This is a genomic window from Autumnicola musiva (assembly GCF_031846585.1).
Lineage (GTDB): Bacteria > Bacteroidota > Bacteroidia > Flavobacteriales > Flavobacteriaceae > Autumnicola > Autumnicola musiva.
Map to the genome: position 1 here is coordinate 131894 of NZ_JAVRHK010000005.1, position 21958 is coordinate 153851.

Below are 21958 nucleotides of genomic sequence, written 5' to 3' on the forward strand. Positions count from 1 at the left end.
AACTTTGCTTTTAAAAAAGCAGGATGATCCGCAAATTTTTATCAATACTACTATTCCTAATAATTCCAGGCCTGGGTTGGGCGCAGCTGGTGAATATTGAATCGAAACGAATGCAGACCGACTCAATAAAGTTTGCCCTTAATGCCGATTTTTCTTTTGATTATACCAATAACGACGGTACGCAGGTAAATGAAATAGACGGAACCCTCACCACCCAGGTAAAATCAAAGGACCTTAAAAAAACTTATCTCCTGCTGGGCAATTATCAGCTAATAGATACAGATGGCAACAGCCTTCAAAAATCCTGGTTCCTGCATGGCAGGTTTAATTATAAATTTAATAACCTGCTTAGGTTGGAGTCCTTTTTACAGGGACAGTACAACGAGCTCCTGGTTGTGAAACAAAGGAACCTTGTTGGGGTTGGACTTCGGGTAAAATGGATGGACAGGAAGTACTTCAATGGATATGCGGGAAACAGCTATATGTATGAAATAGAATATAGCGATAAGGCAGAAAGTACGGAATACAACCACCGGAACAGCACGTATATTAGCCTTTCCTATTTTCCGGAATCCGGCCGCTTTTCTATAGCCAATACTTTTTACTACCAGCCCCTTTATAAAAATTTCAAAGATTACAGATTACTGGAACAATTCAGGCTGGACATACCTCTCGCCAAGTGGTTTAAGGTTTTCGCTCTTTACAACTATTACTTTGACAGTAAAACACCGTTAAATACCAACGAGTACACTTCAAACCTTAATATTGGTGTGGGTATTAGTTTATAAGCTTTACTGGATTCTTCTCCTGTAAATTAAAGAAATGAGAGGTTTAAGGTTTAAACTTTCAGCAAAAGTCAAGCGGTCCTCTATAAAAAATTAACACTTTATTCCTAGTTTTTATCCTCCAGCAAAGGTACGAACCTGAAATTCCCGAATTCTTTTTTATTAAATTCGGTATCAGATTTTCTGGTAAACATGGTCATGATCTGTACATCCTTCCCTATAGGTATCACCATCCTACCTCCTATTTTAAGCTGTCCCAGTAGTTTTTTAGGCAAAAATGGTGCTCCTGCAGTCACAATTATTTTATCAAAAGGGGCATATTCGGGCCAACCTTTATAGCCGTCGCCAAAACTTAGCTGTTTTGGGCGATAGCCAATTTTTTGAAGAAATTTGCTGGTTTTGCGGTACAATTCCCGCTGCCTCTCAATGCTGTAAACTTTTGCTCCCAGCTCACACAACACGGCAGTCTGGTAACCACTGCCCGTACCAATTTCCAAAACCGTATCCTCTCTGGTAATTTCAAGAAGCTCAGTCTGGAATGCTACCGTATAAGGTTGAGAAATGGTCTGGTCTGCAGCAATGGGAAATGCCTTATCCTGGTAGGCATGATCTTCAAAACTGCTATCCATAAAAAGGTGCCGGGGAATTGTATTAATGGCATCCAGAACCTTTTTATCGGTAACACCTTTTTCTTTAATAATATTTACAAGTTGTTGTCTTTTTCCTTTATGTCTGAAGTTATCCCTGAGCAATGTTAGTAATTTTTTCAATTGTAAAATTAGACAAATATTAGCATTGCCAACAAACAAAAACAGCAGGGATTATAACAGAATCTTTTAAAGTATTTATTCTCAAAATAGTATTTTTGTGCTAAATCCTGAAAACTATGCTAAAAGTAGGCGTACTGGGTGCCGGTCACCTGGGAAAAATCCATCTAAAACTACTTAATCAATCTGAAAAATACGAACTGGTAGGATTCTACGATGCCAATAAGGAAAATGCACAAAAAGTAAAGGAAGAATTCGGTTATACCGATTTTGCCAGTTTTGAAGATCTTATTTCAAAAGTTGATGTTGTAGACGTGGTCACTCCCACTCTTTCACATTTTGAAGTTGCCAAAAAAGTAATTTCCGAAGGAAAACATCTTTTTATTGAAAAACCCATCACCAATACTTTTGAAGAAGCGCAGGAACTTATTGCGCTTGCTGAAAAACACAATGTAAAGGGCCAGGTTGGGCATGTAGAGCGGTTTAACCCTGCTTTCCAGTCGGTAGTTTCGCGTATAGAAAATCCCATGTTTATTGAAGCCCACCGCCTGGCGGAATTTAACCCGCGTGGAACAGATGTTCCCGTGGTGCTGGATTTAATGATCCATGATATTGATGCTATTTTAAGTGTTGTAAAATCTGAAGTGAAAAGCATAAACGCCAGCGGAGTTTCGGTAATCAACGACACGCCCGATATTGCCAATGCGCGGATTGAATTTGAAAATGGTTGTGTGGCCAACCTCACCGCCAGCAGGATTTCGCTCAAAAACATGAGGAAATCCAGGTTCTTTCAGCGGGACGCTTACATTTCAGTGGATTTTCTGGAGAAGAAATGCGAAGTGGTAAAGATGAAAGATGTACCTGAAAATCCTGATGAGTTCGCCATGATCCTTCAGAATGCCGAAGGAGTAAAAAAACAGATTTATTTTGATAATCCGGATGTTGCTCCAAACAATGCCATTTTACAGGAACTGGAAACTTTTGCCGATGCCATTAATAATGATTCAGAACCTGTGGTAACCTTAGAGCAGGGCGCAAAAGCTTTGAAAATTGCCAATCAGGTAATCGCGAATTTCTAGTTTAAAAAGTGTAAAGTGAAGACTGAAAAGTTTTCATTCAAAATTTAAAATATACAATTCAAAAGAATATGAAGAATATAGCAGTTATAGGTGCAGGGACAATGGGGAATGGAATCGCCCATACTTTCGCACAATTTGGATGTAAAGTTCAGCTTATAGATGTTTCAAAGGAAAACCTTCACAAGGGTATTAATACTATTTCCAAAAACCTGGATCGCATGGTGTCCAAAGAAAAAATCTCTGAGGCCCAGAAAGAAGAAACGCTGAACAATATCACACAGCAAATAGATATTCCTTCCGGAGTAAAAAATGTGGATTTAGTTGTTGAAGCTGCAACCGAAAATGAAGATTTGAAACTTAAAATTTTCCAGCAACTGGACGGCAATTGTTCTAAAGATACCATTCTTGCTTCCAACACCTCCTCTATTTCCATTACGCAAATCGCTTCCGTGGTTTCCAATCCGGAGAGGGTGATCGGGATGCATTTTATGAATCCTGTGCCGGTAATGAAACTGGTGGAGATAATTCGCGGTTACAACACCAGCGATAAGGTGACCAAAACAATTATGGAACTTTCAGAAAAGCTAAATAAAGTTCCTGTGGAAGTTAATGATTATCCCGGCTTTGTGGCTAATCGTATTTTAATGCCTATGATTAACGAAGCCGTTGAAACGCTTTACAATGGCGTGGCCGGAGTTTACGAAATAGATACGGTGATGAAACTGGGAATGGCACATCCTATGGGACCGCTGCAATTAGCCGATTTTATAGGCCTTGATGTTTGCCTTTCAATTTTGGAGGTAATGCACAATGGCTTTAGAAATCCAAAATATGCACCATGCCCGCTTTTGGTAAATATGGTTAGGGCAGGAAAATTCGGTGTAAAATCCGGGGAAGGTTTTTACGATTATTCTGAAAGTAAGAAGGCCGAGAAAGTTTCTTCTCAATTTGATTCAAAATAAAACCCGAAGCATTTGGTGAAGATTATTCCTTTTAGGGCGGTAAGGCCGCGAAGGGCAATGGCAGGACTGGTGGCTTCCCGCCCCTATGAAGAATATAACGAGGCCGAATTAAGGGCTCGGCTGGATTATAATCCCTATTCATTTTTGCACATTTTGAACCCGGGATATAAGTTTCAGCATAAAATCACGGGAACAGATAAGTTCCAGCTGGTTAAGAACCGGTACCTGGAATTTAAGGAAGAAGATACTTTTATCCAGGATGAAAAACCCTGTTTTTATATTTACAGGATGGAAACCCGTGATCTTTCCTGCTGCGGAATCATCGCCGCGGCCAGTGCAGGAGATTATAAAAAGGGGGTAATCAAACGGCATGAAGACACCATTGAAAGCCGGGAAATCTTATTTAAAGATTACCTAAAAACGGTTGGTTTTAATACAGAACCCGTGCTCCTTACCTATAAAGATGATGAAGCCCTGCAAAGCCTGCTGAATGAAATAATGGAAGAAACCCCGGAGTATGAATTTGCCACCCGGCAACGGGAAATGCATTATTTATGGAAGGTCGATAATGAAGAAAAAATTGAAGCTATCTCTGCATTTTTCACCAAAATGGAAAAAATTTATATTGCTGATGGGCATCACCGCTGCTCGTCTTCTTTTCTCCTTTCAGAAGAAAATGCGAAAAACAACAACGGGCATACGGGGAAGGAATCCTACAATAACTTTATGAGTTATTTTATTTCTGAAAGCAACCTAAAAATTTACGAATTCAGCCGACTGGTTAAAGATCTTAACGGCCATTCAAAAGAAGAATTCCTGATGCTGCTCGATGAACATTTCAGAATTGAAAATCGCGGACTCCAGGTTTTTAAACCTTCAGAAAAGCATCATTTTAATATGTATCTTGATGGGGAGTTTTATGCACTTTACCTGCGAAAAACAAGTTATAATTTTACCAATACGCTAAGCAGCCTGGATCCCTCTATTTTGTATAGCATGATATTAAAGCCAATTTTGGGCATTAAAGATGCGCGTACCGATGAACGTATATCTTATATGCCCGGAAAAAAAGATGTACTGGAGCTAAAAGGAAAAGTAGATTCGGGAGAATTTACAGTAGGTTTTGGAATGATGCCTTTGGATATTTCAGAAATTAAAGCAGTGGCAGATGAAGGGCTTACCATGCCTCCAAAAAGTACCTATATAGAACCAAAATTAAGAAGCGGATTGACCATCTATGAATTCTGAAAGTTTTAAATTGAACTTTTGTAACTTTAAATTTTTTGAAGGGCCGCCTAAACTTTACATAAAATCCTTACGCAAAAAGGAGTTTTAAGATTTTAACAGGCTGGAGAATAATTTCAATAGATGGAATAAATGCTGAAATTAGTTCAGCATAATGAACCTTACATTATTACGGATAATCAAAAAGTTTTAGATTAAACTATGGATATTTCAGCAAAAATTAAAAAATATAAAGAAGAATTACCTGAAAACGTAAAGCTGGTGGCTATCTCCAAAACTAAACCCAGTGAAGATATTATGGAAGCCTATAATGCCGGACAAAAGATTTTTGGAGAAAACAAAGTTCAGGAAATGACTGATAAGTGGGAAGAACTGCCAAAGGATATTGAGTGGCATATGGTGGGCCATGTACAAAGCAACAAGGTAAAATATATGGCGCATTACGTTAGTTTGATTCATGCCGTGCATAAACTTAAATTACTTAAGGAAATAGATAAACGAGCCAAAGAACACGAGCGGGTGATAAAATGTTTGCTACAGGTAAAAATTGCTGAAGAAGATAGTAAATACGGGATGGATGCTGCTGAAGTAGATAAAATCCTGGCTTCAGACGCTTATAAGGAAATGGAAAATGTAAAAGTTATTGGTTTAATGGGCATGGCTACCCTTACCAATAATGAAGAGCAGATAAAACAGGAGTTCCAATTTCTTAAAAATAAGTATGATGAAGTTGCCGCGGTAAACAAAGATTTTACCACCTTATCTATGGGAATGAGCGGCGATTATAAAATTGCTTTAGACTGTGGCACGACTATGGTAAGGATTGGAAGTAGTATTTTTGGAGAACGGAATTATAATTAAACAGGAGGAATTTTTTGTACGCAGTTTTAGACATAGAAACCACAGGTGGAAAGTATAATGAAGAGGGAATAACCGAGATTGCCATTTATAAATTTGACGGCCTTAAAGTCGTAGACCAGTTTATAAGCCTTATTAATCCTGAGAAAACTATCCAGCCTTTTGTGGTTGGACTTACCGGGATTAATAACGATATGCTTAGTAACGCCCCGAAATTTTACGAAGTGGCGAAGCGAATTGTGGAAATTACTACAGATTGTATTCTTGTTGCCCATAATGCCAAATTTGACTACCGTATTTTAAGAACAGAATTCCGCCGGCTGGGCTTTGAATATGAACGCAAATCCCTTTGTACGGTAGAACTTTCCAAAAAGCTTATTCCAGATCTTCCCTCATATAGTCTGGGAAAACTTGTGCGATCCCTGGGAATTCCCTTAAGTGGTCGTCACCGTGCCAGCGGAGATGCCCAGGCAACTGTGAAACTGTTTAAGATGTTGCTCGCAAAAGATGTTGAGAAAGATATTGTTAAAAACCATGTAAGGCTGGAGCCAAAGAAAAACCTGGATACAAAACTTGTTTATCTTTTAGAAGAACTTCCCTCGGTTACAGGCGTGTATTATCTTCATGATGAAAACGGTGAAATTATATATATTGGCAAGAGTAAAAACATACGAAAGCGCGTTACCCAGCATTTCACCAATGAACATCATAAGGCCAAAGAGATTCAAAAAGAAGTAGCTTCAATTTCTTTTGAAGCCTCCGGTAATGAACTTTTTGCCCTTTTAAAAGAGAATAACGAAATTAAGCGCAATAAGCCTAAATTTAATAAAGCTTTAAAAAGAAATATTTTTAGTCATGCCCTTTATCATCATACTGATGAAAATGGGTATATCAACTTAAAAATTGGCAGGGCTAATGGCAGGGCTAATATTACCACTTTCACTAATATGCGCCAGGCAAGGACCTTGCTAACTAACTGGGTGGAAGAAAACCAGCTGTGTGAACGTCTCTCCGGACTGGAAAAAGGCACGGGAAATTGTTTTAAACATTCTATTAAAGATTGCCAGGGTGCTTGTGTGGAAGAAGAAAGCGTGGAAGAATATAACCAAAGGGTCCAGAACCTCATCAATAAATATTCCTATCACAGCCAGAATATGCTCGTTATTGACAGGGGACGTGAAGTGGATGAAAAAAGCGTGCTCCTTATTGAGGATGGAGAGTTTAAAGGCATGGGGTACTTTAACCTAAATCACCAGATCAACAATCCCGAGATCGTGCGGTCTATTATTACCCCTATGAAAAACAACAGGGATACTCAACACATTATCCAAAATTATCTGCGAAAAAATAAAAAACTCAAAATTGTAGAGTTTACTCCCACAGATTAATCTTCACTTTCTTTAAAAACAGGTACTGGTTCAGGGAATTTCTTTAAATTTGAATTATTCCTAATCAGAACAATTTGAAACACCAATCTATAAAACGAGACTGGAAAGCCAGACTGCATGAAGTAATTTATGAAGCGGATACTCCGGCCGGAAAAATCTTTGACATTGCTTTACTGGTGATCATCCTGATTAGCGTGGCACTGGTAATGATGGAAAGTGTGACAGAGCTTTATGTACAGTACGCCACGGAATTTTATTGGGCAGAATGGGTGATTACCGCAATCTTCACAGTAGAATACATCCTGAGAATCATTAGCATAAGACGCCCAAAGGCTTATATTTTTAGTTTCTACGGAATTGTGGACCTGCTTTCCACCCTGCCGAGTTACCTGAGTTTTTTTATGGGAGGCGCCAACTTATTATTTGCCATACGGGCCCTCAGGCTGCTTCGGGTTTTTAGGGTACTAAAAATTAGCCGTTACATTGGCGAATCCAATCGCTTAATGGAAGCACTTAGAAACAGCCGTGCAAAAATTCTTGTTTTCCTGTTTGCGGTAGTAATTATTTGTGTAATTACCGGCACGTTAATGCACCTCATAGAAGGAGAAACAGGAGGTTTTAGTAATATTCCTCTTAGTATTTACTGGTGTATTGTTACCCTTACCACGGTAGGGTTTGGTGATATTGCACCGGTTACACCCCTGGGCCGATTTATAGCTTCCGTTTTAATGATTACCGGCTACGGGATTATTGCAGTTCCTACCGGGATAGTCACTTCAGAATTTAATAAAGCCGACGGGGCACATAAAAACACCAATACACAGCATTGCCCCGTCTGCAATGAACAGGATCATTTAAATGAAGCCGAATTTTGCCATAACTGCGGAAACCGACTAAATGCCGAATAATTTCCTGATTAACATAGTAGGGCCTACTGCTATTGGTAAAACCGCCCTGGCCATTAAACTTGCCCAACATTTTGAAACTGAAATTATTTCGGCAGATTCCCGGCAGTTTTTTAAAGAGATGAAAATTGGCACTGCAGTTCCGGAAAAAGAAGAACTGGCCGCTGCACCTCATCATTTTGTTCAGCATATTTCTGTGGAAGAAGATTATTCGGTTGGCGATTTTGAGCGTGATGCAGTTTTGAGGATTGAAGAACTTTTCAAAAGACTCAGAGTGGTAATTCTTGTTGGCGGCAGTGGATTATATACTAAAAGCATTACTGACGGTTTAGACCATTTTCCTGAAGTTGATCCGGAAATCAGGGAAAATCTAAATTCCATTTTGGAAAAGGAAGGCATACAGGTGCTTCAGAAAAAATTAAAAGAATCAGATCCTGAATATTATAAAAAGGCAGACCTTAAAAATCCGCACCGTCTGATTCGTGCACTGGAAATTTCTCTTGGCGCGGGTAAACCTTATTCATCATTTTTGAAACAGAAAAAAACACATAGAGATTTTAATATTATTTCAATTGGGCTTACTGCAGAGAGAATAAAAATTTACGAACGTATTAACCTGCGTGTAGAAAAAATGATGAAAGCCGGCCTATTAAAGGAAGCTAAAAATCTTTATCCCAGGCGTCATTTAAACGCGCTCAACACGGTAGGTTATAAAGAATTATTTCAGCATTTAGAAGGAGAAGTTACCCAGGAAGAAGCCGTTGCCGAAATTCAAAAAAATACCCGCCGCTTCGCCAAAAGACAGCTCACCTGGTTTAGAAAAGATAAAAACATTAAATGGTTTGATATCACCGAACCTCTCGATAATATTCTAATTTATGCTGAACAGGAGATAAAAAATAGAAAGGGGTAAATTATACTTAGAAATAATGTTTTAAATGGAGAATAATAGCTAATATTTTGTTGGTAAACATTCAATCGATAAGCTTTAAATAGAAATATGAAAAAAATTACTTTACTCCTTACTTTTGTACTTTTGTCATTTACTAAAGGGAAAGCTCAAACTTTTGAATTAGGTTTCGGAATAGGTTCTGGAACAGCTTACCTGGTAGAAAATTTAGATGATGGAATAGATATTGATTACTCCACTCCTCTTAGTTCTTATGTAGATTTAAAATATTCAAAGTCTGACAAATATTTTGGAGCTAAATTAAGACTTCAGTATTTGAATGCCGGAATTAGGGGAAGTAACTGGAAGGGTCTTAATTATAATATTAATGGCGAAGTTACATCACTAACAACTTTGATCTTACTTGAACATTTAAAATGTAATAGTAAATGGAATTCAGGATATAATTTTGGTTTGGGATATACAAACCAAACATTTAAGCCAGACCTGGTAAATTCCATAAATAATATAGAAAGTACCTATTTGAGTATTAATATTAGTGGGATTTTAAATAGAAAGATTAATGAAAATTTCTCATTCCAGATTGAACCAAACCTCATGTGGACTGATCCAATTAATTCTTTAAGAAATAGGGAAAAATGGCAAATTGCAGGAGAAGATATAAGTATGTTAATCCAATTAGGATTAACATACAGGATTAATTAAAAATCCGTAACTGCTACTTTTAAATAATACCACGCTTCTCTTACACCGTATAACGCAGGGTTTTATTACAATGGTTTTTAATTTGTCTTTCCAGTCGCTCTTATATAAATGGGAAATACCGGCCTACCGATAGATTATCCTGCGTATTTTTATGTCTTCCTGCCCATCTTTGGTGGTAAATATTTGCAGAATATAAACTGCTGTCTCCAGTTCTCCAATATCCATATTATACTCCTGCCCTGGTTGTTCCTCCTTAAATTGCCTTTCAAGCAAATACCTGCCTCGCATGTCGAAAACAAGAATTTTGTCAATAATTACATTTGCAGGCGCACTGACTTTGAATCGCCCATTGTTCGGGTTTGGATATACCCGGATAAAATCCCACTCTTTCGGCTCACAAAGGCCGGGAGCGGCTTCCACCAATACCGAAATATTAACGGTTGTGCTGTTTCCACTTTCATCGGCCACCCTTACTTCAACATTATTCTCTCCAACATTTTTACAGGTAAAACGTGAAGGCGCAAATTCGAACTCCATTTCACCGGAACAGTTATCTGTAATATTAAGCGACTCCCGAATTATTTCTTCGGTTATCGTAGCCTGCCCATTTTCATTTAGCTGAAGTGTTATAGTGCCAGTCTCTACTTGCGGGCCGATATTATCTACTACGGTTACCGAAAATTCACAAAAGCTTTCCTGTTCGTTTTCGGTATAATAAAATCTTTGCCTGCTCACTCCAATATCTGCACAGGTATAAAGGCTTTGGCTAAGTCTTAGTTCCCCCTGTGGATTTCCAGTGTAAACATCGTTAATGTTAATAACAGCTTCACCATTTTCATCCAGTTCCAGTATTATATCATCTACACAGCTTACATTACCACCATCATTATTGCCGCTTACAGTCACAATGGCCTGGCAGCTATCAGTATTTCCTGAAGCATCGGTTACGGTAAGTGTAACTATATTTTCTCCAGCGTCTGCTGTAGAGAAATTTGTCTGATCAATGCTCATGCTGGTAATTCCGCAATTATCGGAAGAGTTAAGATTAATTTCTTCCGCAGTAAGAACTGCTGTGCCGTTCACCAGTGTTAGATCCATACTATTCACACAATTTGCCACAGGAGCAATATTGTCCTGCAATACAACTTCTATGCTACAGCTACCATTCAAAGCTCCGGAGTAAGTAAGTTCTATAAAATTATTATTTCCGAGATCGGAACAATCAAATCCCAGATTGTTCGCAGTAACATTTATATTATCAGATTTTAAAACATACAAATCTGATAGGGTGACATCGGCAGTGCCATTTTCATCCAGCTCAACCATAATTACTTCCCTGCATTCTATAAAATCATCGGCATCATTGGGTATTACGGTGATTGTAACTGTAGCTTCATTGGATTCGCCTTCCCCGTCACTGGCATAATAGGTAAAACTATCTTCGCCGGAGAATTCGGGATTGGGCGTATAGGTAAACGAGCCGTTAGGGAGTAAATCAAGAGAACCGTTGGTTACAGAAGATACTTCATAAACTACAAGGTTGTCCCCGTCAGGATCTTCATCGTTAGCCCGCAGTCCATCGGCGGCATTCACCTCAAGCGTTTCCCCCTGCTGCACTACATAATTATCGTTACGGGCAGTAGGTGGCACATAATTTACGGTTATAGTCACTGTAACTGTTTCAGAAACATCCCTTCTGTCGGTTACATAATATGTAAAGGAATCTATCCCTGTAAAGCCGGAATTTGGAATATAGCTAAAAGCACCGTTAGTACTAAATCCAAGTGATCCGTTTTCGGTGCTTCTCACAATGCGTCCAAAGATAGCTTCGCCGTCAGGATCGTAGTCATTTTCCAAATAACCGGATACAGACACATCCAGGGTTTGGTTCTGGTCTACCTGGTATTCATCAGGAACAGCTACCGGGGCATTATTTAGGATTACCTGGTTTACATTAATAGTCACAGTGGCGATATTAGATTGGCCTTCATCATTGGTGAGGTGATAGGTGAACCTTTCTTCGCCTGAAAAATCTGGATGAGGGGTGTAAACAAAAGAACCATCAGTTCTTAGCAGCAGCGAACCATTGCTCACTCCTTCAATACTAACCACCTCATAAGTGTTATCACCATAGAGTACATCATTTGCCAATACACCATCCTCAAATCCTACATCAAGAATCACTCCCTGTTCTGTATTATAAGAATCGTCATTTGCCACAGGTGCCATATTTTCCCCGGGAACATTGATAAGCACCGTCGCGATACCAGAAGTATTTTCACCGTCATTCAGGCGGTATGTAAAGGAATCCTGTCCTGTAAAACCCTCTGCAGGTTTATAAGAAAAAGAACCATTGGGGCTCATATCCAATGTCCCCTCAGAAGGTTTAATTATTTCAATTTGAGGAACTCCTAATCCATTAAAATCATCATTAGCCAAAATTCCGATTCCTTCAGGAGCTAGAAACAATTCTGTATTGTCTTCAACAAAATATTCATTATCCCTTGCCACCAATCCCTCCGGATTATCTCCCGGTACGGTAACCATAAAATCACAGGAAACCTGATTTCCGTTGGCATCGCTCACGGTAATATTTACAGGAGTATCTTCAGTAATTGGCGTAGCAAATTCCGGCGTTTGCGTAACGGTAAAATTCCGGTCACAAAAATCCAGGTTGTAACGGGTAAGATAACTGCCAATAATATAGCCTAACTGAGGGTCATAATCTGCCTCTTCAACAGCCGGCGGACAGTTAAGCGCATCTGGCAGCGAGATATCCAGGCTAATATCTACATAACAATTCATGGTCTCGCCCATAGTGGTTGTAGCGATCATCGTTACCCGCGTATCCTCGTAAATTGAGGAGCCGGGAGTTGGCAACTGCGTTATACTGGCAGGAATGTTTGTAGTAACCTCATCTGTAAAATCGGGAATGGTAAAAGTGCAATATCCATCGAGGCTGCCCTCCTGCGGTCCCGGACAGTCAGTAATTTCCAGCGGAACATCTGTTGCTTCCTCTGTAAGGCTAAGTTGAAAACTGCAATTATCGCCATTTCCTGAAGCGTCTGTCACCGTAAAAGAAATCGGCTGACTTTCAGAAATAACATCTCCCGGGGCAGGAGTTTGAACTATAGTAAGCTCTTCTTCTGAAGTACAATTTTCTGAAAATTCAAGCTCATCCCTGTAATCGGGCAATGTGTAACCCACTTCAGGGTTGAAAATTGCCGTTTTCGGGGCGGGACAATTTACAACAGGAATATTATTGCCTGTAAGGTTAAGAACGAACGTACAGGAATCACTCTGGTCTCCTAAATCTGCCGAAATAAATATGATATCACTGGGAGTGGTGATTATACTTCCCGCTTCAGGAGATTGATAAAATTCTGCCTGCGGAAATTGTTGCTGCAATGCTATTGTATAATCGGGTACCTCAAATTGGCAGTTTTCGTCAAACATTTCCTCCTGAGTTCCCGGACAGACTATATCCAGCAGCTGCTCTTCTTCCTCTAAACCAAGCTGAAAACTGCAGGTTTCCGTATTTTCTGAAGAATCTTCTACAGTAAAAATAACCGGCTGACTTTCGTAAATAATATCCCCCGGATTAGGAGTTTGGGTGATAATAAGATTTTCTTCGGAAGTACAATTATCTGAAATTTCCAATTCATCACGATAATCGGGCACCTCAAAACCAACTGCAGGATCAAAAGTTAGTATTCGGGGAGCAGGACACGAAACCTGCGGTGCAGTTAAATCCTGAAGGTTAAGTTGAAAAGTACAGGAATCGCTCTCATCATCACGCGTGGCAAAAATAGTAACAGCGGTACTGGAGGAAATAAAGGCTCCGGCTTCAGGCATTTGTGAAAATTCTGCCTGTGGAAATTGTTGCTGCAATGCCACTGTATAATCTGGCACCTCAAATAGACAATTTTCGCCAAAGTTATTCTCCTGGGCTGCGGGACAGCTAATTTCAAGTGGCTGCTCTTCTTCCCCTAAGCTAAGTAAAAAACTGCAATCTTCAATATTTCCTGAAGCATCTGTAACGGTAAAGATAATCGGCTGATTTTCAGAAATCACATTTCCAGGTGCAGGAGTCTGTATAAGGTTTTGCCTTAATTCTTCTTCGGAAGTACAATTATCGGAAACTGCTACTTCTCCCCGGTAATCAGGAACGGTAAAACCTTCTTCCGGATTGATATTTACCATTTTTGGGCTGGGGCAGTTTATTACGGGATCTTCATTATCTGTAACTGTTACGAGAAAACTGCATTCTGCAGAATTACCTTCTTCATCCGTTGCCCGGTATTTAACTTCTGTTTCTCCTAACGGAAAAGTTTCCCCGGAAGCATAACCACTGGTAAGTACAGGAGTTAAATCTTCCCCGGAATTATCTGAAATCTCAGGAAGCTCATAAGTCACCGGCGCACCACAGATACCAGGGTTTGAATTTTCAATAATATCTTCCGGACAATTTATTACGGGTGCCTCTAAATCAATATTTTCAGTAATAGTTACTGTAAATGTACATCTGGCGGTATTTCCTGAAGCATCTGTGACCTCATAGGTTACATCTGTATTTCCTACGGAGAAAACTTCTCCGGAAGCAGGACCTTCTGTTTGAACTATGCTGGAATTTTGGCAATTATCATTGAAGGTTGGTTCATCATAATCTACAATTCTTCCTGTTTCTCCAAAATCTATGGTAAACTCCTTATCTTCAGCACACTCTATTTCCGGATCTTTATCATCTGTAACTGTGATTACAGCAAGACATTCAGAAAACAAACCTGTTTGCTTATCCGTCACCCGAAGTGTTACCTCAACATCACTTCCGGCATCCGAACAGTCAAAACTTGCCTGACTAAGATTTAAAATTACATTATTTAGGTCCGGATCTGAACCATAAATTTCCTCCGCACTAATTTGCGCCTGTCCGTTTTCATCCAGATAAACAATTTGATCGTTGCAATTGGCTATAGGTGGTGTCTCCTCTTCTTCAACAGCCACCATAAATGTACAGGTACCTTCATTACCGGCATCATCTGTTGCTGTAATGGTAACCTCTGATGTTTCTGTTATAGGAGTGTTTGCCGGTGGATCCTGAATTATTTCTAAGTCATCATCACAATTGTCTGCTGCGGAAATATTGGGGATGAAATTTGGCAAATTATAGGTCTCTCCTTGAGCCAGTATTACCGGCTCAGGAGTAGGACAATTGGAAACCGAAGGATCTGTTACATCATCTAAAATAACCTCAAAATTGCAATCGCCAATAAAACTCCCTCCTTCTCCATCATAAACATTAATTTCCACGTTTAGAATGTCTCCGTTGCGACTAATTGACTCTTCAAAAAACGGCTCGTTCTCGAAATTTTCAAATTCGCTTAAATAAGTAGTAAAATCTGTTTCTTCATAATTACAATCTTCACCCAAAGCTAAAGCCGAAATTTCATTTTGATCGGTACAGGAAAAACTCGGTGTAATTTCTTCTTCAATAATTACTTGAAATGTACAGGCTTCTGATTCATTACCGGCTTCATCAATTGCGATGATAGAAACTTCCGTAGTTTCTGTAATTATCTGCTCAGCCGATGGATTTTGCCGAAAAGTTAAAGTTCCTCCACAATTATCGGAAGCATCAAATTCATTAAGATTATAAAATTCCGGTAATTCATATCCGCTGTCTTGAAAAAAATCCTCTTCAAAACAGGAAATTTCAGGAGGTGTTTCGTCCCAGATAATAGAAAAATCATTAGAGGCCGAGTTATCTTCGCAATCTATATTGGATGCCACTCCAGCCGGAATATCTAAAGTTGCTGGTTCACATTGGTTATTAATAGTTAATTCAGCAGTAAAAGTATCGGGAAGGCGGTTGTAGAATTCTAGATCAAACTCAAAATTATAGGAGAATGATCCTGTTATAGTAGCATTATTTACATATAACCTTCCACAACGATCCAAAGCCAAATCTAAGGGTAAATTTACATTATTTGAAATAGCGTCCCTGTAACCGAAATTTGAATCAAAAACTTTAACATCAAAAGTTCCCCCGCTAATATTGTTTAATGTTGCTAGAATGTCAAATGGATTAGTTCCTTCGAGATTGAGGATATCTGTTATATTAATATCATCACCAAAATCGGCAATGTAAACAAAACCATAATTATCTATTGCGATACTACCGGGTGAATCTATGTTATCTTGGAAAACTTCACTTCGCTCATCATAAATTGCAGTCTTAGGCTCACTCACGTCAAAAACCTGCACCCGCCCGTTATTTCTTCCCAGATCAGCTACATATAGTAAGCCTTGGTTATCTAATGTTAGCCGGTATGGAGTATCAAATTTATCGTTATCCGACCTCCCGTAAAACTCGTAAAATTCATCATTTGAATAATAAATTTTTACCCGACTTCGTTCAACAACTCCGGCATTATTACCATTGTAATAATCTGCTATATATAAGTTATCATCTAAATCAAAGTCCAATCCCATTGGACCATAGAACGAATCTCTACCAGTTCCGGAATAACCTGATCCCAAATTTTTAGCGGATAATGGAATACCATCTTCTGAAAAGGCATATATTTTTCTTGCGCCATTATCTGCTACAAAAATTTCATCATTACTATTTATAGCAATATCCAAAGGTGAATCAAATTCATTTCCATCAACAGGAAAAATTTCCTCTATACCTTCTGAAGTATACTTTCTAATACCATTCCCGAAGGTGAGAATAAAGATTTCGTCCCTGCTATTTACATCAACAGCTATAGGAATACTGTTTAATTTATCCTCGTAACCCCCGGAAATCACATCAGGTAAACCTAAACCAAAGTCATTTATATAAAACTCATTAATACGAGAGAAATCTGGCGTTTCTATATAGAAATTAGATAAAGTTCCCCCAGCAATATTGACATCAGATTCTTCAAAATAGTTAATCGGCTGATCAAATTCAAAAGTAAGAGGTACTGGATTTTGAGGGGTGAAATTATTTTCTGGACTGGAAATACGCACACCATTCTGCCCCGCTACATGCTGAAAGGCAAAGAACAGGAAAAAAAAGGGCATAAGATATCTATACAGAAATATTCTGCAAGAGCTCAATTTTGTAGGGGAATTGGCGCTAAACATTTGGGGCTTAGGGTATATCCTTAAACCGCTAATATACGTATAGAGAGAGAAGTGGTAAAGGCGATTTTGTTAAGGTTTCGCCTGCTATATAAAAATAAGAAGTATATTTTCAGGTAGTTAAAAAGCCAGCAATCTTTGGCTCAATTAGCCGGATTGCTCTTTAATCCATATTATTTTAGAAGTTTTAGAAAAACCTCCATTTCAGAAATCCATGTCCCTGAAATGGAAGTTTCACTAAGAAACTGAAAATCTTAAATTACTCTTCGTCCTTTTCTTCATTTCTAACCACAAGACGGAATCCCTCCCCATGGATATTAAGAATTTCAACGTTTTCATCTACTTTCAGGTATTTACGAAGCTTGGCAATATAAACATCCATACTTCTGGAGGTAAAATAGTTATCATCCCTCCATATTTTAGTCAGGGCAAGTTCCCGTGGCATCAAATCATTCTCATGCAAAGCCAGTAATCGCAGCAATTCATTTTCTTTTGGAGACAGTTTTTGAGGCTCCCCGTCATCATAAGTTAAAAACCTTAATTTTGAATTAAGGTGAAATTTACCAATTTCAAACTCGAACTGCTTACTGTCTGCAACACTGTCTGTAGCTTTGCGTTGCATAATCGCCTTTATTTTCATCAAAAGCACTTCACTGTCAAAAGGCTTGTTCAGATAATCGTCTGCCCCTACTTTATAACCTTTCAGCACGTCTTCTTTCATGGCCTTGGCGGTGAGAAAAATAATAGGAATTTCCTCATTTTTGTCACGAATTTCCTTAGCCAGGGTAAACCCATCCTTATAAGGCATCATAACATCCAGGATACAAAGGTCAAAATCATCTTTTTTAAACTTTTCAAAACCTTCCATCCCATTCTTAGCGTGAGTGACTTCATAGTCATTCATAGCCAGGTAATCTTTTAAGACCGTTCCAAAATTCGGATCGTCTTCAACCAACAAAATTTTCTTGTCTTCAGTTTCCATATATTAAGATATTAGTGGTAATTTAATTATAAATGTGCTTCCTTTTCCTTTTTCACTATCTACGTAAATATCACCGTGATGGTCTTCAATAATCTGCCTTGCATAGGCTAACCCCAGGCCGTGCCCTTTTACATTGTGGATATTTCCTGTATGTTCGCGATAAAATTTTTCAAAAATCCTTTTTTGTACAATTTTGCTCATTCCGGCACCCTGGTCCCTTATTTTCAAAATGATCTTATCTTTTACATTTTCAGTATAAATATCAATTTTGGGCTCATCTGGTGAATACTTCACCGCGTTATCCAGAATATTTACTATCACATTGGTAAAATGATCTTCATTCGCCAGAATAGAAGATTTTAAGGCGGCAAAATGGGTTTGAATATATCCTCCCCGGTCTTCCACAATTAATTCCACATGCGTTACCGCGTCTTCTATAAGGTCATGTAGCTGAAGTCTTTCCTTTTTAAGATCCAGCTCGTTTTTTTCCAGTTTTGATATACGCAGCACATTTTCTACCTGCGCATGCATACGTTTATTTTCATCCCTTATCATTTTGAGATACCGGGAAACTTTTTCCCGGTCATTAATGATTTTTGGATTTTTAATCGAATCCAAAGCCAGATTAATGGTAGCAATTGGCGTTTTGAACTCGTGGGTCATGTTATTGATAAAGTCGGTCTTTATCTGCGAAATCTGTCTCTGCTTAATAAGTTGTGAAAGGGCGCTGGAGTAGGCAATTACTATTATTAAAGTAAAAATAATAGATAGGGAAGCCATTATTATTACCGATGATAATACTACTTCCTTCTTTCCTACAAAATTTACCAGCAACCTGTAATTGCTCTTTCCGTTACCATCTACGAATAAAGGAACCCCATACGTCGCAGCGTGGTCCAGTGAAAAATCCTCGGAATGCAGGTTTGTAGCAATAGAATTGCTAAAAACCGCATATTCAAAACCGGTTTTAATATCCCGCTTTTCCAGCTCTGCCTGTATAAGTTTCTTTATAGTTTCTTTGCTCACCCGGGTATGTACGGGCAGCTTACTGGTTACATCGGCAATAAGCCGGCGCAATGATTCTTTTTCAACATCCTTCATCCGAACCATTCTCTCAATTTGCTCTTCAGCAGTAAGAGATTTATTCTCCAGGCTGTTCTTTACAATATTGGTAACTCTTTTATTGATGAGTTTTGTAAAAAGAATACTGTCTTCTCCTGAACTTAAAAACCCGGAAGAAATCTTGTAATCTTCTTCCAGTATTGCCTCAGCCTGAAACTGGAATTCATTTTTGATGTTATCCCTACCCGAACTAAAATATTCCGTAAGTGTAATGCCGTTAAGCGAGCTGTTGCTTTGATCTATAGAATCGAACCGAAACCAGTAACTTTCCAGTTCCTGATTTTGAATTTCATCAGCCACGTTAAGAAGTACCTGCTTTGCATTGTAGGAAAATTGTTCTTCCCTATCGTCTACTGTACTCTTGATCCAATATCCCTGCACAAAAATAATACCTATAAGGGAGAGGCTCATTAGAACAACGAGAAGAAAAAATAACTTCTTATTCATGACCTCAAAAGTAAGATTTTAACATTTAGAGCTCTGAGGGTTTAACCAAATGTTAACAGACTTTAGACTAATTTTTACCTGACTTTAAGATAATGTCGTGAAGATTTTCTACGTGCCGTCCCGTTTGCTCCCGATGAAGATTTTCAATTTCAAAATCGGCCAATTTTCTTTTCTTTTCGTCGCTCCATTGATTGTTCATCCGGGCTTCAATTTCTTCTACTGAACTCTGATCCCTTTCCCGAAGGCGCTTAATTTTTTCTTCATAAGGTGCGGTTACCAGGATTGTTAGATCACAATTTTTATAGCCATCTTTTTCAAATAAAATTGCAGCTTCATAAATCACATAGGGGGCATCCTGAAGAGATTGCCAGTTCTTAAAATCCCGGGCCACCGCAGGATGAATTATATCATTGAGCAGGTTGAGCTGTGTTGAGTTATTAAAAACTTTGGAAGCAATATATTTCCTATCGGGCAGTCCGTCTTTATAAGATGCTTCCCCAAAAAGATTTATAATCTTATCCCTGATTTCTTCAGAAGTATTCATCAACCTTCTTGCAGCATCGTCTGCAATGTACAAAGGTATTCCCAACTCTCGAAAAAAACCTGCTACAGTGGTTTTTCCACTTCCTATACCGCCCGTAAGTCCTACTACCATCATCTTTTTATTACAAACTGGATTTTCCTTTCATTCAACCTGATATTTGTTACAAAATCAGGCTTTTCCACCACCTCGGCCATAAAATAATCCTGCCCTTCATTTACTTCGCTATAATCGCAAACTACCCTAAAATCCCGTGCTTTCACCCGTTCATAATCTTCCAAATTCACCTGGTAATACACCAGGATCCTCTTCGGAAAATAAGCCATGTTTAGCTCCGGAGGCACATTAATTACCTCAACGGGAATCTGCACGCTCCCCTCAGTAAATTTTTCTACTTGCAGGGAATAATTTATCTCATTCCTGTAAAAACCAAGCATCCCTAAATTGGAAGTATCTATTTTTACCTCTCCGGAAATATCCTTGTTTACATTATTCCTTCTAATAGGTAGTGTAGAAACCTTTCTTATGGTATCTATAATATTTTTAGGACCGGTTACGGTTATGGAATCCGGCTCCAGCTTTATATCTTCTGCTGCTGAAAAACCTACGGCAAAACTTAAATTTACATCAGGAACCACCGCTATCCTCCGCTCCTGCTTAGGCTGGAAAGGAATAATAATACTACTATCCAGAAAAGCAGAATTCTCGAAATCTATTCCCAGTTCTTCTGAAATACGGTTTCGGTTATCTTCAATTTCATATACAAGGTTACTCCCGGCAACTTCAGTATTGGTAAGATCTATAGTAAGCTCAGGGCGAAAAATCCTGTAGTAAAGGATAAAGAAACCCTGGTCATGCATCCTTACGGACACATTTTGAGGCCGGTCCCCGGAAATACTTTTATCCAGAGGGGCGTTCGTATAATGTATTGGTACCTGGACAATCTGCGTGTATTCCTTGGAAAGCTGGACCAGCAGCCATGTTAATGCAGAAAAGAAAAGAAAAACGCTGAAGGTCTTAACATTGGCCTTCTTAAAATTTCTTCTCCTGATTTTTATATTGTTCAGCATCTTAAAAAAATAATTGGGGATAAGCTTTTTCGGGTTGTTTATTTAAAATCTTAATCTGAAAAAAAGACCTTAAAAATCCTGTCCCATAACCGAAAAACTGGATAAAAACTGCAAATATTGCCAGTCCTCCTATCGCAATATTTCTGTACCTGACTGCAGCATCTATGCCAATAATTCCGAAATATAACATATATATAGCAATAAAAAGATACCAGTCAAAAATTGCAAATATTAATGAGAGCACAAATCCCATTATAAATACCGAAGGAAACCAGTAGGTGACCTTTGCCGATTCCGGATGCCATTTATTTAAAATTGGTCGTACCAGTCCGAATTTTTTCACCTGAAGGTAAAATTTTTTCCAGTCAATCCTTCGTTTATGAAATACTTTCGCACCGGGAATAAGGCAGGTGTCAAAACCAGATTTTATAAGCCTTAGTGATAAATCGGGATCTTCCCCGGGATGTATTCTGCCAAAACCGCCACTGGCTTCAAAGGCTTTTTTTGAAATTCCCATATTAAAACTTCGCGGCTGGAACTTATTAACCGAAGATTCCTTACCTCTTATTCCTCCGGTTGTTAAAAAGGAAGTCATACTGTAATCTATTGCTTTCTGTACATTGGTAAACGAAGAATGAGCAGCATCCGGCCCTCCATAACAATCGCAGTAATTTTCTTTCAGAAAAGAATCTACCTGCTTTAAATAATCCGGTGGCAGCAGTACATCAGAATCAAGGATAAGAAAATAATTGCCCCCGGCACGCTTCATCCCGAAATTACGGGAGTTGCCAGGCCCGGAATTTTTTTTAAAATAATAGCTTATTTGTAATTTTTCTGAAAATTCGGAAATAACTTCTTCCGAAGTATTTGCAGAGCCATCTTCCACAATCACAATTTCAAAAGGCAAATCAAATTGAAGCTGAAGCATACTCTTTAGTAGTTCCCTTATTTCCTGCGGACGGTTATAAACGGGAATTATAAAAGAGTAACTAAGGTTCATCTGGCAAATCTAATAAAAAAGAAGAGGCTGCTTAAAAATTAAAATTCCGCATCTGAAATTT

At 38.6% G+C, this 21958-nt stretch carries 16 protein-coding genes; 9 read left to right on the forward strand and 7 right to left on the reverse strand.

Annotated elements, in window-relative coordinates:
- Window positions 1-23 precede the first annotated feature (23 nt).
- Window positions 24-788, forward strand: coding sequence for a DUF481 domain-containing protein (locus RM539_RS08920; protein WP_311503047.1), 765 nt, complete (start codon window positions 24-26; stop codon window positions 786-788).
- A gap of 104 nt (window positions 789-892) precedes the next feature.
- Here the strand turns inward: RM539_RS08920 and RM539_RS08925 are convergent, their stop codons facing one another.
- The gene (locus RM539_RS08925) at window positions 893-1555 is read right to left on the reverse strand and encodes a protein-L-isoaspartate(D-aspartate) O-methyltransferase (RefSeq protein WP_311503048.1); all 663 of its coding nucleotides are present in this window, start codon (window positions 1553-1555) and stop codon (window positions 893-895) included.
- A gap of 116 nt (window positions 1556-1671) precedes the next feature.
- Here RM539_RS08925 and RM539_RS08930 point away from each other — a divergent pair, with 116 nt between their 5' ends.
- The 8 genes from RM539_RS08930 to RM539_RS08965 all read left to right on the forward strand — a co-directional run bounded on the left by RM539_RS08930 (window position 1672) and on the right by RM539_RS08965 (window position 9604).
- Entirely contained in the window at window positions 1672-2631 is a 960-nt protein-coding gene (locus tag RM539_RS08930; RefSeq protein ID WP_311503049.1) for a Gfo/Idh/MocA family protein, read from the forward strand.
- Between the two features lie 68 nt (window positions 2632-2699).
- A complete protein-coding gene (locus RM539_RS08935; RefSeq protein WP_311503050.1) occupies window positions 2700-3593 on the forward strand; it encodes a 3-hydroxyacyl-CoA dehydrogenase family protein in 894 nt (297 codons plus the stop codon).
- 12 nt (window positions 3594-3605) lie between these two features.
- A complete protein-coding gene (locus RM539_RS08940) occupies window positions 3606-4841 on the forward strand; it encodes a DUF1015 domain-containing protein (RefSeq protein WP_311503051.1) in 1236 nt (411 codons plus the stop codon).
- Window positions 4842-5039: 198 nt separating this feature from the next.
- Window positions 5040-5699, forward strand: a complete 660-nt coding sequence (locus RM539_RS08945) for a YggS family pyridoxal phosphate-dependent enzyme (protein WP_311503052.1) — start codon at window positions 5040-5042, stop codon at window positions 5697-5699.
- A 14-nt stretch (window positions 5700-5713) separates the two neighbouring features.
- Complete coding sequence (locus RM539_RS08950) at window positions 5714-7084, forward strand: exonuclease domain-containing protein (protein WP_311503053.1); 1371 nt, start codon at window positions 5714-5716, stop codon at window positions 7082-7084.
- A gap of 74 nt (window positions 7085-7158) precedes the next feature.
- Window positions 7159-7992 carry an ion transporter gene (locus tag RM539_RS08955; RefSeq protein WP_311503054.1) on the forward strand — a complete coding sequence of 278 codons (834 nt, stop codon included), beginning with the start codon at window positions 7159-7161 and terminating at the stop codon, window positions 7990-7992.
- Window positions 7982-8902: a tRNA (adenosine(37)-N6)-dimethylallyltransferase MiaA gene (miaA, locus tag RM539_RS08960; protein ID WP_311503055.1), complete on the forward strand. Its 921-nt coding sequence runs from the start codon at window positions 7982-7984 to the stop codon at window positions 8900-8902. The genes RM539_RS08955 and miaA overlap by 11 nt, the downstream gene beginning before the upstream one ends.
- Window positions 8903-8989: 87 nt before the next feature.
- Window positions 8990-9604, forward strand: a complete 615-nt coding sequence (locus RM539_RS08965) for a hypothetical protein (RefSeq protein ID WP_311503056.1) — start codon at window positions 8990-8992, stop codon at window positions 9602-9604.
- A gap of 123 nt (window positions 9605-9727) precedes the next feature.
- On the opposite strand, the gene RM539_RS08970 is transcribed toward RM539_RS08965, so the two are convergent.
- The 6 genes from RM539_RS08970 to RM539_RS08995 all read right to left on the reverse strand — a co-directional run bounded on the left by RM539_RS08970 (window position 9728) and on the right by RM539_RS08995 (window position 21897).
- On the reverse strand, window positions 9728-16675 hold the full coding sequence (locus RM539_RS08970) for an Ig-like domain-containing protein (RefSeq protein ID WP_311503057.1): 6948 nt from the start codon (window positions 16673-16675) through the stop codon (window positions 9728-9730).
- Between the two features lie 319 nt (window positions 16676-16994).
- Complete coding sequence (locus RM539_RS08975; RefSeq protein ID WP_311503058.1) at window positions 16995-17717, reverse strand: response regulator transcription factor; 723 nt, start codon at window positions 17715-17717, stop codon at window positions 16995-16997.
- A 3-nt stretch (window positions 17718-17720) separates the two neighbouring features.
- Window positions 17721-19286, reverse strand: a complete 1566-nt coding sequence (locus RM539_RS08980; protein WP_311503059.1) for a sensor histidine kinase — start codon at window positions 19284-19286, stop codon at window positions 17721-17723.
- A 67-nt stretch (window positions 19287-19353) separates the two neighbouring features.
- Window positions 19354-19944: a dephospho-CoA kinase gene (gene coaE, locus RM539_RS08985; RefSeq protein ID WP_311503060.1), complete on the reverse strand. Its 591-nt coding sequence runs from the start codon at window positions 19942-19944 to the stop codon at window positions 19354-19356.
- Window positions 19941-20897 (reverse strand): CdaR family protein, encoded by a 957-nt coding sequence (locus tag RM539_RS08990; protein ID WP_311503061.1) that lies wholly within the window; start codon window positions 20895-20897, stop codon window positions 19941-19943. The genes coaE and RM539_RS08990 overlap by 4 nt, the downstream gene beginning before the upstream one ends.
- Window position 20898: 1 nt before the next feature.
- Window positions 20899-21897 (reverse strand): glycosyltransferase family 2 protein, encoded by a 999-nt coding sequence (locus RM539_RS08995; RefSeq protein ID WP_311503062.1) that lies wholly within the window; start codon window positions 21895-21897, stop codon window positions 20899-20901.
- Window positions 21898-21958: the final 61 nt, after the last annotated feature.